Here is a 16,253-nt window from a genome sequence, read left to right as displayed (position 1 = left end):
TGGACAGCCTCTCAATCTGAAAGGCTAAGAAGATTTCTAGATGATAGTCCTGAATAAACTTTGATATAATGTTGAGGTGGATCTCCCACCTCAGCGTAAATCATGTTTCAGCTTTTATTTAATAATTATCTTAAAAATCAAAAATATAAATAATTATTAATACTTTTCAAGTAAACCAATAATCCCTGTCGCGATCATATCAATCGCAATAGTCCCAATTAACAAGGCAGATAAACGTCCAACAATATCAAAATAGCGATCAATATATTTCGCATGGCTATAACGTAAGTGGTCATGCCCATACTTCATGATCATTAAAATGCCACAGCTAATAAATAAGGTAAAAGCAATCAACACCGCGGATTCGAGTAAAGACATACTCGCTCCTGTCACCACAGCTGCACTAATTGTGCCTGGACCAATCATAAATGGCATAGCCATGGTACTGGCCAAATGTGCAGGAGTTCCTCTCATTTCTCCGATAGTATCTGCACCTTGAAATACAAAACGATAGCCAATCACCAAGAAAATTAGCCCACCAAAAATCTGAAATGATTCAAAACGAACATTTAAATAAGTACTAAAAATTGCTTCGCCACCCCATGCAAAAAGCATAAAAACCACATAAGCAATCAAAGCACCTTGTGCTAAACCTTTATTAAATACTTTAGTTTCAGTGTGTCTGATCATCCCGATCATATAAATACTCATCAAAAACGGATTAAGTAAGGAGAAAAACAAAACAAAAGGATGAATATAATTTGAAAACATAATGGCTTTCCATAAAACAAAAACAGGAAAAAAGCAGGAAATAGGTGACTTGCTAAAAATTGTACTTCTCAATGACCAGATATTTTGTCTAACTAATCATTAAAATTGTAAATTACATTAGTTTTTAATAACTTATTTTTACAAAAAATATAACATTTAAGCTAAAAAACTCAGGACCTTATAAAATGGACTCATTGTTATCTATAAAAAATATTTATACAGTTTTAGCGTCCCATTTAAGCTGGATATGGTTATAACTAATATTGCACTCATTAGCATTTGGATTGTTGATAAAATTACACTTAACGGCTGTTCTTTGCTTTAGTCATCATCTTAATAGCCTATTTCTAGTCTTAACATCTTTTATCATTTAATTTAGCTTTAATCACTGCAAAAAAAAAATTTAGCGAAAGGAAACACAACTATTATTGTCAATCCTTTTGATTCATTTATATACGTTAAACTCATTACACAATTACATCAGATCTCATACATTTTATTCATGATTACCCAACACATAAAAACCACAAAAAAACTAAAATTATAATCAATTGATATTTATTAAAATTCTATGACATTGAAATTTTAAATGTAACTTAGCGTTATCTTTTTAATTATTTCTGCTCATGATAGATTTTTTTTGACTTTGGTTTAGAGATTTTTTAAACACAGTCATTCATTAGGATTAAGCTATTTATGTCTAAAAGAAAAATTAAACCACTTGAAATCGATGATGTTGAAATTATTGATTATGATAAGACAAAAAAAGCCATTAAAGCCGCAGCCTTAGGCAATGCAATCGAATGGTTTGATTTTGGTGTGTATGGCTATGTCGCCTATGTATTAGGAAAAGTTTTTTTCCCCAATTCATCGCCTAGTATACAGATGATTGCTGCACTCGCTACCTTTTCTATACCTTTTATATTTCGACCTTTAGGTGGATTGTTTTTTGGGCATTTAGGTGATAAATACGGTCGTCAAAAGATCCTAGCGATCACCATTATTATCATGTCCGTCAGTACTTTTGGTATTGGCTTAATCCCATCCTATGAAAGTATAGGAATTTGGGCCCCTATTCTGCTACTCATTGTAAAAATTGCTCAGGGTTTTTCAGTCGGAGGAGAATATGCTGGAGCTGCAATATTTGTAGCGGAATATTCACCAGATCGAAAACGTGGTTTCATGGGAAGCTGGCTGGATTTTGGTTCTATTTTAGGTTTTGTTGTTGGGGCGGGTGTCGTTTCAATGATTAGTTTTTCCATGGGGGAAGCGGCCTTTGTCGATTGGGGCTGGCGAATTCCTTTTTATTTAGCGTTACCACTAGGACTAATTGGCTTATATTTACGTCATTCTTTAGATGAAACTCCGACTTTTCAGGCGCATGCTGAAGAACAGTCACTATCTAAAAAACCGCAAAAAGTGGGTTTCAAACAAATTTTCCGTGAACATAAGCGCAGTCTATTGGTATGTGTTGGTCTAGTTCTGTGTACCAATGTCACCTATTACATGCTACTTACCTATTTACCAAGTTATTTCTCACATAACTTAGGCTACTCAGAGAATCACGGCGTTTTGATTATTATTGCAGTAATGGTCGGAATGCTCTTTGTCCAGCCATTCGTGGGAATGCTAAGTGATAAAATTGGTCGTCGACCATTTGTCTTTGCAGGGAGTTTTGCACTGATTGTTTTGTCATATCCAGCCTTTATATTGCTTGCCACAAATAATGTTTATTTAATTTTCTTGGGTCTGTTGATGTTGGCACTTTCACTCAATATGCTGATTGGAATAATGGCTTCAACCCTACCCGCATTGTTTCCAACTGAAATTCGCTATAGCGCACTTGCAATTGCCTTTAATATTTCAGTGGTGATTGCAGGTTTAACACCTACCATCACAGCAACGTTGGTTGAAACAACTCAAAATATTATGGTGCCAGCCTATTATCTGGTGATTTGTGGCTGCTTTGGTGTTATTACTGCGATTTATCTTAAAGAAACAGCAAATTTACCACTTAAAGGCGCCAAGCCAATGGCGGTTGATCCTGAAGAAGCTGAGGAACTTCTAGAGCAATATCATGGAAATATTGAGCAGAAAATCGAAAAAATTGATCAAAAAATCGAAGAACTACAAGAAAAACGTGATCACCTTGCCAAACAGCATCCTGATATTGATTGATGATTTTTAAATGGGCTTATTCAGCATGATCGTGTTGGATAAGCCTCCATATTTGTGACAAGCAAGAACATAAATATGTTGGAGTGCATGGTATAGACGCCACGAGAATATTAAAGTGCCCTAAGAAATTGATTGAGCATTTTATGAGATAAGTGTTGTTCTATTACAGGATAAGACAATATGGCAGAATTAACAAAATCATCTTTTTTTCTTACGTTTTTTAGTTTTGCTGTTTCTTTTGGAAAAAAGAATTTTCCCAGTTCCCAACCCACGGAAATAGTAATTGCTGAGATAAATGAATAAAAGAAAGAAATAAAAAATAGGCGAGATGCTCAACAAGCTAATAATAAACTCCCAGAACAATACGCCTATTCTATAGTTGTAACTCCATTCTATGAGTGCACCTTTACGACTACCACTTTGAAATGAAATTTCATCATGAACAAAGTGCCATATACTGCCAAGAAAACATAAAATAAAAATGCTCGAAACTAATGTTTTTTTGATTATTGGTATTTCTAACCAAGGATATTTATATGAAGAAGAAAATTCGAATTGTAAGAATAAACTGTAAATTTTTTTTTGGAAGTTTTCTTGAATGCCATACTTTTTTAAGAATAACCAGCAGACATAGCAACTTAAGAAAAACATAATGATTGTAATGTATATACTAGAAAGAATAGTAAAAAATGGTAGTGGTCCTTTTGAACCTACTGTAATCAACAAATTTTCTGTGATGTACTTATAAATGGAATATTGCCAATCATTTCTTGGATACGCGGGAAATAACAATAAAGGCGGGATAAATAGAAGAATGGAAAGTTGCAAAAGTAATTTATTTTGTCTTTTTTGCTTTGTTTGGTATTTTTGCATTTCTGTTGATAGATAAGGCTTTTTAGACATTTTTAACTTGAAAACTTACAATCATTTTATGTTCACTAATATCTAACTTTACCCTAAAGATTAAAAACTTCTAGCCAAAAAACCTATTTGGTATATGCCAGTGTATATTGCTAGTGACTTTGTCTTTAATAAAAATATATCAAATCCATGAGCCTTTTTCTTTAGTTAATTCAAATATATTTTTTTGATAATATCAATAATCTTTATTCTCTAGAGAGACTGCCTACCTTTGTATGATGTGTGCTGCTGAAAATGTGCATGAGGTGACCATCACCACCAACAGCGGATTGACCTATACCTATAATTTTTAGCTATTGAAAACGACGATTTTTCATAAATTAAGAGAATAAAAAATATTCCCTTAATTTAGCTCTAAAAAAAGTGATAATTTAAATATTAGAAATTTAAAAAATATCGTTCAACTCTTATAGTAGATATATTTTTAAAAAATAATTTTCGAGCTTAAGCCCAGCACTAGAGCATTATCCACATAACTCGTTGCCCCAGGATTGATTACATATTGAATATTAGGTCTAAGCATCAACCATTTCATTGGGAAATATGAATAGTTCAACTCAATATTATATTCAGCATCCTTGTTAATGGCTTGCTGTGTTTGGCTGTAACGATCACTCACATGAACTCTATTCGCAGCAAAACCTACAATGTCATTGGGATAATGATTTAAAAGTCCAATGTACTTTAAACCCATCTGTTGCATATTTCCAACTTTGTTAGTGGTTTGATCATGAAAACTAAAGTTCACAAAAGCGTATAGCCCCTGATGACTTGAGCCATTTTTGGTTAACTGTTGTTCTACGACTCCCCACATCCCATATGTGTGAGATTTTGGTTCTCCTGTAACGATGTCTTTTTGATTTTTGAGATCATCAGCCGTATTGTAAAATGCACCTATACGATAGATACCAGCTAAGTTATTAATCGCCTGTTTCGGCTGCCAGACAAGCTCAACAGGAATATTGACGCCATCGGCATCTTTTGTATCCAAATTCCATCCTTCACTTTCTTCCAAGTTTGTTTGGTTATATTCAAATACACCAAATTGTATAAAAGCCTCAGGGTTGAAACTATATTTAGACATTACAGCCCATTGGCTTACAGGTGCATTAATCCATTTACTGCCTTGCCATTTCCCCATTTGCGCACCGCAAAAAGAATTATTTTGAAAGTCACAAGACATCACATTGAAATAAGTTCCCATGGCAAAACGCCCAACTCGAATACTGGTAGTTGCGTTACTAAAATTCTTTTCGATCGATAGTTCTGCAAGTCTTGTACCCGAATTTCCTCGACCATAATTTGCCTGTACATTGGCCAATTGTGGTACTTGCGGATCGGAGATCTGTTCTACTGATACACTCTGCCCTTGTCTTGCCATAATTAATGCTCGAACACTCAGCCCGTCTAGATTTATCAATTTTTCTAAATCTAAGGTTGAACCAAGTGAAAACTGGCTAACATATGTTGGATCTTGTCGTGAGACATATCCACCGTCTGCCAAGTAAGCAATATCGAGATTTAAACTACCATCAAATTTGATCCCTTTATCTGCTAAAGCTGTTCGTTCACCTTGCCCTATTAAATTTTTCCGATTCACATCGAATAAGTTTCCAGCAAAACAAGCCGTATTTGTTCCAATAAGTACACCAATAAGACATAAAAAATTAATTTTGTTCATTGCACAATCCCTGCAAATTTTGAAAATAAGTTTCCCTAAATAACTAATTGAATAAGCTATATTTTGAATGGTTAAATGGAGTAAAAGTGGTATGAGAAAATTGCAGCATGGCAAGACTCCTGTCGTACACCATGCTCAATTCACTAACAAAATTGGATTCTCTTAGGTTAAGTGATTTTTAATTTTCTCTTTAACTGCTTCAACAGAAATACCATATCGATCATGCAATGTCGGCAGCGCACCTGCATCTAAAAATGCATCGGGCAAACCAATCATGTCAAAACGTGGATGTTGCCCATTTCTTAATAACAAGGTTCCAACTGCTTCACCTAAACCACCAACTACAGAATGATTTTCAGCAGTAAGTACAGGTCGTCCTCCTTTAGCTACCTCATCTAAAATGGTCTGTTCATCAAGAGGCTTAATGGTTGGAACATGTAGAACTGAAACCTCAATTCCTTCTTTTTTAAGTTCTTCAGCTGCCTCAAGAGCGCGCATCGTCAGCAGTCCTGTAGAAATAATCAACAGGTCTTTGCCAGGTTTAATCACTTGAGCCTTACCTAATTTAAATTGGTAATTATATTTATCCAGTACCAATGGAACTTGACCACGTAACAAGCGCATATAAACAGGACCTTGATGAGCAGCAATCTGTGGAATAGCCTGTTCAATTTCCAAGGCATCACATGGATCAATGATCATTAAATTTGGCATTCCACGGAAAATTGCAATATCTTCTGTTGCTTGGTGACTTGGCCCATATCCTGTAGTTAAACCAGGAAGGGCTGCTACAATTTTTACGTTCAAATTATCTTCGGCAATCGCCATACAGATAAAATCGTAAGCTCGGCGTGAAGCAAATACAGCATAAGTCGTGGCAAAAGGAACGAATCCTTCTCGAGCTAATCCAGCAGCAGCACTCATCAGGAGTTGTTCTGCCATTCCCATTTGAAAGAATTTGTCTGGGTTTTGGTTAGCAAAAATATGCAAATCTGTATATTTGGATAAATCTGCTGATAATCCAACGATATCATCACGCTCTTTCACCAAGGCATTTAAAGCATGTCCAAATGGTGCAGGTTTGGTTGGTTGGCCTTCAGCAGCAATCGAAGCAATCATTGCAGACGTTTTTAATTTTTTCTTTGGAGAGTTCGCTAATTGGCTCATGGATCTAAACTCCTTATTTGCCGTAATGGGTTAATATATTTAAAGCTTCATCCCATTCGCGTTCATCCACGCGAATAAAATGTGTTTTTTCACGGCTTTCTAAAAATGAAACACCTTTACCCATTTTGGTATCGCAAATAATTACTCTTGGGCATGCTCCTTCGTAGCTTTTCGCTTGATCAAAAGCATCAAGTAAAGCTTCCATATTGTTGCCATCTACGCGTTGGGTATACCAGCCAAATGATTGCCAACGATCTATAATCGGTTCAAAAGCTAGAATTTCACATGAATGCCCATCGGCTTGCTGATTATTCACATCAATAATTGCAATTAGATTATCTAATTTCCAATGTGAAGCCGACATTACGGCTTCCCATGTCGAGCCCTCATTGAGCTCACCATCTGATAAGAGGTTATAAATAAATGACTCTGATTTCTTTTGTTTTAATCCAAGGCAAGCACCTACCGCAATACCCAAACCATGACCTAGCGAACCTCCTGTGATCTCCATACCAGGGGTATACGTTGCCATGCCTGACATAGGTAAACGACTGTCATCAGAACCATACGTTTCAAGTTCTTCAAGTGGAATCACGTTTGCTTCAATCAAAGCAGCATATAAAGCAATTGCATAATGACCTATTGAAAGATAAAAGCGATCTCGCCCTTCCCATTCAGGATTCTCAGGCTGATATTTCATTGCATGAAAATAAGAAACTGCAAGTAGATCGGCTGCACCTAAGGCCTGTCCAATATAACCTTGGCCCTGTACTTGTCCCATACGTAACGCATGTTGACGAATGTTATATGCACGTTGCTGTAGTTCAGCAATACGAACTTCTTTATTAATATTTGACATGATTAACTTCTCTTATTAACGATTAACAAGTTTTGCTGGAACGCCCAGTACTAGGCTGGCACCGACAAATAAAACTGCTGTGATTAAGAACATGCCAATCGCATTCGAACCTGTATTAGTCGTAATCCAGCCGATAAGAAACGGAGAACAAAATCCAGCGAGGTTGGCAAAACTATTGATTCCAGCAATACCCGCAGCAGCTGAAACACCTCCTAAAAAGTTGGTTGGTAACATCCAAAACAAAGAAGATGCGGTGAGTACACCTGATGCTGCAATACATAAACAAATCAGCGATAGGGTTAGATTTGAGGCAAACAATGTTGCGAAGGTCAGTGCAACTGCACCAGCACACATAGGAATAATTAAATGCCAGCGACGCTCTCTAAAGTGATCTCCGCTACGGCCTGCTAACAGCATTACAACTATGGCACATATATAAGGTAGGCTGGTCAACAAGCCAATATGCCAGTTGTCGCTAATACCTGAGTTACGAATTAATGTCGGCAACCAGAAAGTAATTGCATATTGTCCCATTACGACACAAAAGTAGATTCCCGCAAGTAACCACAAGCGTTTATCACTAATGAAGTCTTTAATACTGCTATGCCCTTCTTTCTGTTGATTATCTTGAGCGATTTCTTGCTGAACTAAATTCTTTTCAGCACTTGTTAACCAATGTGCATCTTGAACAGAGTCTTTTAAAATGATTAGCACCAATAAACCAACAAGTACCGTGGGTATCGCTTCAATAACGAACATCCATTGCCAGCCATACCATCCCTGCACATTGTTCATTTGATCCATGATTAAGCCAGATAGAGGACCGCCAATCATTCCCGAAATTGGAATCGCAATAAACCAAAGCACGGTCATACGGGCCCGACGATAAGATGGGAACCAATATGTAAGATAAAGTAATAAACCTGGTGCTAACCCTGCCTCAGCAACACCGAGTAAAAAGCGCAAGGTATAGAATTGCCATTCTGTTTCAACAAATGCAAAACAGCCTGATAAAATACCCCATGTAATCATAATTCGGGCAATCCAACGTCGAGCACCAACTTTATGAAGCACAATATTGCTAGGTACTTCACATAAGAAATATCCTATAAAGAAAATACCTGCTCCGAGTCCATAAACAGCTTCACTAAACTGTAAATCACTCATCATTTGAAGTTTGGCAAAACCAACATTTACACGGTCTAGGTAAGCACAAAAATAACAAAGCATTAAAAATGGCATCAGCCGAAATGCAATTTTTCGATATGCAGATTTACGAATAGCATCTGTATCAGATGAAAATACGGTATCCATCATGCGAGTCCCTTTACAATTGGCCACAATATCCTCTCATGGCCATGTCTCTATTTTAGATTTTCTAATACTGTGTTTTAGTGAATCAACATGCCGCCATTTACGTCTAAAGTTACACCTGTTAAATAGGCTGATAGATCACTGGCTAAAAATAACGCTGCATTTGCAACATCTTGTGCTCTGCCTAAGCGACCAAGTGGAATACCTGCAAGAATGTCATGACGACGATCATCATTTATTAAACCACCCGTAATATCTGTTTGAATAAGACCTGGTGTAAGTGAGTTGACACGAATATTATCTGCACCAAACTCGCGAGCCATCGCTTTACCTAATCCTAAAACCCCAGCTTTGGCAGCACTGTAGTGTGGACCACCAAAAATACCACCACCTCGTTGTGCCGAAACGGATGATAAGCACACAATACTTCCTCCACCGTTTTCTTTCATTGAGGGAATTACTGCCTGAGACATAATGAGTGTTCCTCGCAGACTGACATCCAAAATACGGTCATAATCATTACGTTTGATATCTAATGTTTTTACAGGTTGGGTAATGCCTGCATTATTGACCAAAATATCAATTTTTCCATAGTGTTGAAGGGCTTTTTCCACAGTAGCGTGTGCTTGTTCTTCATTTGCAACATTTGCTGCTAGACCTAAATGACCTTCGCCCAATGCTTTAGCTGCATTCTGGCTTTGCACAAGATCTAGATCAACAATAATGACTTTAGCGCCTTGCTGTGCAAAGATTTCTGCTGTTGCACGACCAATACCACGCTCTGATGCAGCACCTGTGATTAACGCTACCTTTCCTTGTAGTAACATGTCTATTCCTCTTATCTTCAACATATTTATTCATCATTAGATTCTCTTTTTTCACGGTGAGCAGCAATAAGGTTAAACTCAACTAGGCGTGAATTTTATTCATGCCTATGATATTTTTAGTTTGTATTCGAAAGAAAAATGGAATTTTAAATGAACAATAGTGAAAAAAATTACAATCAGGTACCTGCAATAAAAACCTTACAAGCGTTTGAGCAAACTGCTCGATTAGGAAATGTGGCAAAAGCGGCAGAAGTTTTGAATCTCACACCATCTGCTGTCAGTCATCAAATAGCAAAACTAGAAGAAATGATTGGTCAAAGCTTATTTATAAGAGGCGCACGAGGAGTGACCTTAACGCCTTCAGGTGAACGTTATTATCAAGATGTCACCACTATCTTGCATAATTTGATGTTAGCGACTGAACAAGCATCAGATAAAAGCCCAAAAGATAGTTTATATATCCATTCATCACCTAGCTTTGGACTTCTGTGGTTATTGCCAAGATTAGAATCATTTAAAGAACAATATCCTCTCATTCAAGTGAATTTATCTTGCTCTTATGAAAACCTTCATTTTACGCGTGATAAAATTGATATTGATATTCGTCATGGTATTCCAAATTGGACAGGTGTCGAAATTAGAACTTTTCGAAGTGAAAAATTAGAAGTTCTTGCCTCCCCAAAACTACTTGAACGTAGTCCAGTATCTGAGCCTAAAGATCTACTAAAAAAAGAATTAATTTTGTCAAAGTCTACTCTCGTGACATGGCCTCAATGGTTTGCACACCAAGGGCTGAGTATTCCTGAATTTCCTTATACTTTTAGTTTTGATCGCTCATACATGTCGCTTGAAGCTGCAACTCATGGGCTTGGATTCGTTCTTGAAAGCAATTTACTTACCCAAAATTATCTAGATTCAGGAAAACTTGTCAAAGTCTTTCATGATGACTTATCCGTACCCATATCTGCACACCACTTAGTTTATCCACGTACCCATGAGAACATTCTCAAAGTGAACCATTTTTTAAACTGGATTGGTGACGAAATCATTAAAGATAAATAATGATCACTCAGAGCATAGTGCATCCATTTAAATCAAACTAAGACCTATTCGCTTATAATAAAAGGTCTTTCTACGATACCTTGCCACTCTTAAAAAATGATTTCTAGCATGGTTATTCATGCGAGCTATTATAAACCTGCAAAGCACGTTGAATCTAATCCAGTAAATTCGCTCCTTCGCTTAAAGTTAAATGTACGTTATAGACAGATGTTCAATAATTTTGTGTAGAGTTTTTTTCTACACATTAGTTGTAAAGGTAAGTATAAAAGCAATCCATAGGAAGCAACATGATAGTAAGGCAACATGCTGTAAAAGTACGGATATTGCTAAATCCTGTGGTTATAAAAATAAATGTACTCAGCTCATCCAACTCATCTAAGCTGACATATCAACAACCCAAAGCCCTACAGTTGACTAATCCACCAATGGACATGTGGTTCTTCAATGCTTTGACTAATTTGTCTCTGACAAGTTTGACCATTAACAATCCATACAGGTCATTCAATATAGTAGTCAAATAAAATGTATTCTGTCCATGGGCTCAGTTTAAGATCATTATCAAGACATTTTAAAAGCCTCTAAATCTTAATCCTGAGCTGTTAATCAGAGCTTTTCCTGCTCCTGAGCATTCATATAAAAAATTCAATCAAACCAAGCAAATTATTTTAGCAAATCATATCAGCACTTTATTTTAGGGCTTATATAGCTTTATTTTTAAAATTTTATATAGAGTAAGTGAGACAAAATCAAAGCAAAAAAAAGACCCTTAAAAATTTAAGGGTCTTTTAAATATTTGGCGGAAGCGGTGTCCGTATAACACTTGTTTTATACAGTCCAAATAAATCCAATATAAATTTATTTTTCAATTAGTTGAAATAAAATCATTCCAACCACGTCTTGCCCAATCCGATCATTTCTAATATTCTATGTGGGTTATTATGTGGGACAAGAACAATCCTATGCCTAAGAAAGCTAAAGAGCTCTCTGCACTCAGTGTAGCAAAAATCAAGGATAATGGTAGACATGCTGTCGGTGGTGTAGGTGGTTTACACCTACGTATTGTGAATAACTCTCGTGCTTGGGTTCTACGTGTTGTTGTAGGTCAGCGCTTTGATGAAAACGGGAAAATGCATCTTCATCGCCGTGATATTGGATTGGGTTCTTACCCTGAGGTATCACTCGCCGAGGCAAGGGCTAAAGCTCATGAAATGAAAGCTCAAATTCGAAATGGGATTGATCCTATCCAACTAAAACAAGATCAACTTCAAGCTTTACGTATTCAAAAACTTCGTAATCGTACTTTTCGTGAATGTGCTCAGATTGTGATTAGCAATAAATCTCGTGAATTAAAAAATCAGAAGCATATTGCTCAATGGTCTTCTACATTAGAAACTTATATCTATCCTACTCTTGGTGATATTAGTATTGGCACAATTACTAAAGTTGATATTGCTAAAGTTTTAGAACCAATCTGGGCTGAGAAAAATGAAACAGCTAAAAGGCTTCGTGGTCGTATTGAGACTATTTTTGATTATGCAAAGGCTATGGAGTATTTTGAAGGTGACAACCCTGCTGAATGGAAAGGTAATCTTGAACCTATATTAGGTAATTTAAAGCAGGAATCACGTCCCCACCCTTCTTTGCCTTATGATCAAGTCTCTACATTTGTTCAACACCTTCGCCAAAAAGATGGTATTTCTCCAAAGGCACTAGAATTTGCAATTTTAACAGCATGTCGCTCTGGGGAAATTTTTGGAGCAACTTGGCAAGAAATTGATTTGAAAAATAAAGTCTGGACTATTCCTAAAGAGCGCATGAAAGCTGAAAAAGAGCATCGTGTTCCACTTTCAGAACCAGTAATTGAGTTATTGAAATCTATTCAGATTTATACACAATCACAAGGCTATATTTTCCCTGCACCTCGCGGTGGCGGCATGCTTTCAGATATGTCTTTGACTGCTTTGATTAAGCGCATGCATGAACAGAAGCTAAAGGAAAATTGCTTAGGCTATATTGACCCCAAACAAAACCGAGTGATTACAACGCATGGTTTTCGCTCAACATTTCGTGACTGGTCTGCTGATATGACCGATTACCCTCGTGAAGTTTGTGAACATGTCCTTGCACATAAATTACCTGATGAAGTTGAAGCCGCCTATTTACGTGGAGCTTATCTCGAAAAACGTAAAGGATTGATGACTGATTGGGCTAAATTTTGCATACCCTTCACTCCATGATGGACTGGGCATCTAGCTGTGTGCCCGACGGTTGGAACACGGTAAATTTCACTGGGCTCAGCTGCGTCAAGGTGAAACAGTAGCCCTCAGCCTGGAACAGTTACAAGCACTGATTCAGGGTTTGCCCTAGCAGCACATTGGATGACAGCAGGTGGTCACTATGCTCTAAACTAGACGAGTGCATTCTGCTATTCTCCGAATGTTCTATTTCATTCTTGTCATGACCTCAGGCATACTGCGGTCATGAATACGCTGCCTGATTTAAGCCAACTGAGCCATGAACAATTACTGGAATTTACACAGCAGTTGGCGATGCAGCATCAGCCTCTGGCACAATCAAATCAAGAATTAGAAAAATCAAACTGGCAATTGGATGCCAAAGTTAAACATCTTGAAGTCACCAATCAACATCTTTCCATTCTCACGCAAAAATCTGTGCATGAACTGGCGCTGTTTAAACGGCATAAATTCGCTCAGAGGAATGAACACCTCACTGCCAAACAAATCAGCCTGTTAGATGAAGCAGTTGAAGAAGATATCGCAGCAATTGATTTAGAATTGGAACGGCTGAATGCGGATAAAACAGCATCTTGAGCCACAACAAAGCAAAACCAAACTGTATTTGCCAATGGAAGGTTTCAAACCTTACCGCGATGCAATTCAAGCTTTGTTATTTGGTGAAAATAGCCCAGCAGTGCAAAGTGGTCGTGCTGTAACAATTCAAACTTTAGGTGGTTCTGGTGCACTAAAAGTCGGTGCTGACTTCTTAAAAAATTACTTTCCAAACTCTGAAGTTTGGGTAAGCCAACCGACTTGGGACAACCATATTGCCATCTTTAATGGTGCTGGCTTAAAGACCCATTTCTATCCATACTTTGATGCAGAAACACGTGGTGTAGACTTTGACGGTATGTTGTCGTGCTTACAACAGTTACCAGAACAAAACGTAGTATTACTTCACCCTTGCTGCCACAACCCGACAGGTGCAGATTTACCCCCTACTCAATGGGATCAAGTGATTGCCGTACTAAAAGCACGTCAACTTATTCCATTCTTGGACATTGCGTACCAAGGTTTTGGTGAAGGCATGGAACAAGATGCTTATGCAATTCGTGCACTTGACCAAGCTGGCTTAAACTTTATTGTCAGCAACTCATTCTCTAAGATTTTCTCACTCTACGGTGAACGTGTCGGTGGTTTAACCTTTGTATGTGATGATACAGCGACTGCTCAATGTACCTTCGGTCAATTGAAAGCAACTGTACGCCGTATCTACTCTAGCCCTCCTACAACAGGTGCATGGTTGGTTGACCAAGTCTTGAATGACCACGCGTTAAATCAACAGTGGCAAAATGAAGTTAAAGAAATGCGTGAACGTATTATTAAAATGCGTCGTATTTTGAAAGATGAACTCACCAAAGCCCTTCCTGAGCGTGACTTCAACTACTTAGTCGAACAGAAAGGGATGTTTAGCTACACTGGCTTAACGGCAGAGCAAGTCAATACTTTACGTGAAGAGTATGCGATTTATTTAGTACATAGTGGTCGTATTTGTGTAGCGGGCTTAAACATGAACAATGTTTGTGTAGTTGCCAAAGCTGTCGCTAAAGTTATAGCAAAAGCACCTGCTCAAGCCTAAGATTCACCATATTTAAAAGCGTACACGACCAAGACGGGTAACCCGTCTTGATCTTTTACATGAGCACATGGTTTGAGCTAAAACTGCGCCACGCTACAAAATCGGTGTCTATTCAAATAGTTAATTTATAATAACAAAATACAAAGCTCATAATTGAAAATCTTCATTGTCTATATAATGGATAAACTGTAGTATTTAGTTGGGTATATACTTCAACCGTCACCTCGGAAGGATTACGTACTCGCTTGGATCTCGCCATTTACAAAATATTTAGGATCATCTTTGTATTTTTCTTCTATCTAATTGTTTTGTATGTCTAGAGGAGTACGTAATTTTGAATTTTCTGGACAAGGCTTACTATTAACAAGACCAAGCTCTCCTTTAGATTGATAATTCTTCCTTCACCAATAAAAGGTATCTCTGTAGATACCAAAATACCGATAAGTGAATGCGAAATTACCGATTTGCTCAGTATCAGCAAATACTTTTAGTTTATGCGTGATCTCTCGTTGTGCTTTGGTACTCAAAATTGAAACTCCTTTGAAATGAAATAAAATTTACCAAAATGTCAGTAGAAGTCTCAATTTCCACAACATATCAAAATTAGGACTTTGCCTCATCCATAAACGCTTTAATTTCTTCGTCAGTCGGAGCCTGCAAATCATATTTTTGGATTAAAGTGTCATATTCACCAGATTGTTTTAGCTTTTTTAATCCATCATTAATTAAATTATAGGTAACTGTATCGCCCTTACGTACCGCAATACCACCAATGAATGGAAAAAATGGTTCTGTGGAAGTAATTTCTACTTTGCCATTGAGTTTTTTGACGGTATTACGTGCCACACTGCTATCATCATATTGTGCATCAGCAGCTTTTGCCAATACAGCTTGTACAGCCTGTGGTGATGTATCAAATTCACGAACAGTAATGGCTGCTTTACCTTTAGCAAGGCAGCTTTCTTGGGAAATTTGATTCAGTTGATCCGGATATAATGAGCCTTTTTGTGTTGCAATAGTTTTACCACATAAATCATCACGGACTTTAGGTTTGTAACTAGAGTTACTGAGTACAGTCACCGATTCAGTAGATTTAAAATAAGGGACCATATCTACTTTTTTCAGACGTTCAGCTGTGATGTACATCCCTGAAATCACAGCATCAAATTTTTTGCCCTCTAGACCAGGAATTAAATTTGAAAACCGTGTATCTATAATGTTCGCACTGGCAGAAGATTGTTGCAATATTCCATTTATTAAATCAATATCAAATCCACTCGGTTGATTATTTTCGATATATTCAAAAGGTGGAAAAGTCATGTCTGAACCGATCTTTATTACTTTTACTTGATCAATTGTTGAAGCATCACTATTTTGAGTTGAAGAAGTGTCTTTATTACATGCAGTTAAACCACCAGCAAGTAATAATGCCAAAAATGGATAAAGAGAATATTTCATAATACGCATAGTAAGGATTCCGATTAAGTCGTGTGATATTTACTTGATATCTGTTATGAATAGTTATACTCAAGTTTTGAATGGAAAGTAATTTTGGAATTCCTATGTATGGTTATTAAAAATCCGATCCAGCATGAAG

Annotated in this window: 12 protein-coding genes and 2 pseudogenes; 6 read left to right on the top strand and 8 right to left on the bottom strand. The window is 37.1% G+C overall.

Annotated features, from left to right (window positions below):
- Nucleotides 1-156 precede the first annotated feature (156 nt).
- Nucleotides 157-771, bottom strand: a complete 615-nt coding sequence (locus tag AC4CUY_RS04800; protein WP_336952657.1) for a MarC family protein — start codon at nucleotides 769-771, stop codon at nucleotides 157-159.
- A 696-nt stretch (nucleotides 772-1,467) separates the two neighbouring features.
- Between AC4CUY_RS04800 and proP the strand changes: the two genes are divergently transcribed.
- Nucleotides 1,468-2,949: a glycine betaine/L-proline transporter ProP gene (gene proP / locus AC4CUY_RS04795; RefSeq protein ID WP_490773733.1), complete on the top strand. Its 1,482-nt coding sequence runs from the start codon at nucleotides 1,468-1,470 to the stop codon at nucleotides 2,947-2,949.
- A gap of 198 nt (nucleotides 2,950-3,147) precedes the next feature.
- On the opposite strand, the gene AC4CUY_RS04790 is transcribed toward proP, so the two are convergent.
- The 6 genes from AC4CUY_RS04790 to AC4CUY_RS04765 form a co-directional block, all read right to left on the bottom strand.
- Entirely contained in the window at nucleotides 3,148-3,852 is a 705-nt protein-coding gene (locus tag AC4CUY_RS04790; RefSeq protein ID WP_419328418.1) for a hypothetical protein, read from the bottom strand.
- Between the two features lie 442 nt (nucleotides 3,853-4,294).
- Nucleotides 4,295-5,551, bottom strand: a complete 1,257-nt coding sequence (locus AC4CUY_RS04785; RefSeq protein ID WP_483770180.1) for a carbohydrate porin — start codon at nucleotides 5,549-5,551, stop codon at nucleotides 4,295-4,297.
- 162 nt (nucleotides 5,552-5,713) lie between these two features.
- Nucleotides 5,714-6,718, bottom strand: a complete 1,005-nt coding sequence (locus AC4CUY_RS04780) for a transketolase family protein (protein ID WP_336952662.1) — start codon at nucleotides 6,716-6,718, stop codon at nucleotides 5,714-5,716.
- 13 nt (nucleotides 6,719-6,731) lie between these two features.
- Complete coding sequence (locus AC4CUY_RS04775) at nucleotides 6,732-7,577, bottom strand: transketolase (RefSeq protein WP_336952663.1); 846 nt, start codon at nucleotides 7,575-7,577, stop codon at nucleotides 6,732-6,734.
- A gap of 15 nt (nucleotides 7,578-7,592) precedes the next feature.
- Nucleotides 7,593-8,891 carry an MFS transporter gene (locus AC4CUY_RS04770; protein WP_336952664.1) on the bottom strand — a complete coding sequence of 433 codons (1,299 nt, stop codon included), beginning with the start codon at nucleotides 8,889-8,891 and terminating at the stop codon, nucleotides 7,593-7,595.
- Nucleotides 8,892-8,968: 77 nt separating this feature from the next.
- Nucleotides 8,969-9,718, bottom strand: coding sequence for an SDR family NAD(P)-dependent oxidoreductase (locus AC4CUY_RS04765; RefSeq protein ID WP_419819526.1), 750 nt, complete (start codon nucleotides 9,716-9,718; stop codon nucleotides 8,969-8,971).
- 150 nt (nucleotides 9,719-9,868) lie between these two features.
- Here AC4CUY_RS04765 and AC4CUY_RS04760 point away from each other — a divergent pair, with 150 nt between their 5' ends.
- The 5 genes and pseudogenes from AC4CUY_RS04760 to AC4CUY_RS04740 form a co-directional block, all read left to right on the top strand.
- Nucleotides 9,869-10,780: a LysR substrate-binding domain-containing protein gene (locus AC4CUY_RS04760; protein WP_336952666.1), complete on the top strand. Its 912-nt coding sequence runs from the start codon at nucleotides 9,869-9,871 to the stop codon at nucleotides 10,778-10,780.
- 959 nt (nucleotides 10,781-11,739) lie between these two features.
- Complete coding sequence (locus tag AC4CUY_RS04755) at nucleotides 11,740-13,017, top strand: tyrosine-type recombinase/integrase (RefSeq protein WP_419328413.1); 1,278 nt, start codon at nucleotides 11,740-11,742, stop codon at nucleotides 13,015-13,017.
- Between the two features lie 16 nt (nucleotides 13,018-13,033).
- Nucleotides 13,034-13,147, top strand: a complete 114-nt coding sequence (gene tnpB / locus AC4CUY_RS04750; RefSeq protein WP_419328474.1) for an IS66 family insertion sequence element accessory protein TnpB — start codon at nucleotides 13,034-13,036, stop codon at nucleotides 13,145-13,147.
- 113 nt (nucleotides 13,148-13,260) lie between these two features.
- Nucleotides 13,261-13,602 (top strand): annotated as a pseudogene (locus tag AC4CUY_RS04745) (IS66 family transposase); the annotation flags it as partial.
- A gap of 7 nt (nucleotides 13,603-13,609) precedes the next feature.
- Nucleotides 13,610-14,656 (top strand): annotated as a pseudogene (locus AC4CUY_RS04740) (amino acid aminotransferase); the annotation flags it as partial.
- A 603-nt stretch (nucleotides 14,657-15,259) separates the two neighbouring features.
- On the opposite strand, the gene AC4CUY_RS04735 reads toward AC4CUY_RS04740, so the two are convergent.
- A complete protein-coding gene (locus AC4CUY_RS04735; protein WP_086351965.1) occupies nucleotides 15,260-16,123 on the bottom strand; it encodes an ABC transporter substrate-binding protein in 864 nt (287 codons plus the stop codon).
- Between the last annotated feature and the right edge of the window lie 130 nt (nucleotides 16,124-16,253).

The sequence above is a fragment of the Acinetobacter sp. 778_lipA genome (assembly GCF_058242985.1).
Note: the sequence above shows the minus strand (reverse complement) of the source record. Positions and strands in the feature narration are given on the sequence as shown.

Coding starts and splice junctions, on each gene's coding strand:
- AC4CUY_RS04800 (WP_336952657.1), bottom strand. CDS start 771: ATGTTTTCAAATTATATTCATCCTTTTGTTTTGTTTTTCTCCTTACTT.
- proP (WP_490773733.1), top strand. CDS start 1,468: ATGTCTAAAAGAAAAATTAAACCACTTGAAATCGATGATGTTGAAATT.
- AC4CUY_RS04790 (WP_419328418.1), bottom strand. CDS start 3,852: ATGTCTAAAAAGCCTTATCTATCAACAGAAATGCAAAAATACCAAACA.
- AC4CUY_RS04785 (WP_483770180.1), bottom strand. CDS start 5,551: ATGAACAAAATTAATTTTTTATGTCTTATTGGTGTACTTATTGGAACA.
- AC4CUY_RS04780 (WP_336952662.1), bottom strand. CDS start 6,718: ATGAGCCAATTAGCGAACTCTCCAAAGAAAAAATTAAAAACGTCTGCA.
- AC4CUY_RS04775 (WP_336952663.1), bottom strand. CDS start 7,577: ATGTCAAATATTAATAAAGAAGTTCGTATTGCTGAACTACAGCAACGT.
- AC4CUY_RS04770 (WP_336952664.1), bottom strand. CDS start 8,891: ATGGATACCGTATTTTCATCTGATACAGATGCTATTCGTAAATCTGCA.
- AC4CUY_RS04765 (WP_419819526.1), bottom strand. CDS start 9,718: ATGTTACTACAAGGAAAGGTAGCGTTAATCACAGGTGCTGCATCAGAG.
- AC4CUY_RS04760 (WP_336952666.1), top strand. CDS start 9,869: ATGAACAATAGTGAAAAAAATTACAATCAGGTACCTGCAATAAAAACC.
- AC4CUY_RS04755 (WP_419328413.1), top strand. CDS start 11,740: ATGCCTAAGAAAGCTAAAGAGCTCTCTGCACTCAGTGTAGCAAAAATC.
- AC4CUY_RS04735 (WP_086351965.1), bottom strand. CDS start 16,123: ATGCGTATTATGAAATATTCTCTTTATCCATTTTTGGCATTATTACTT.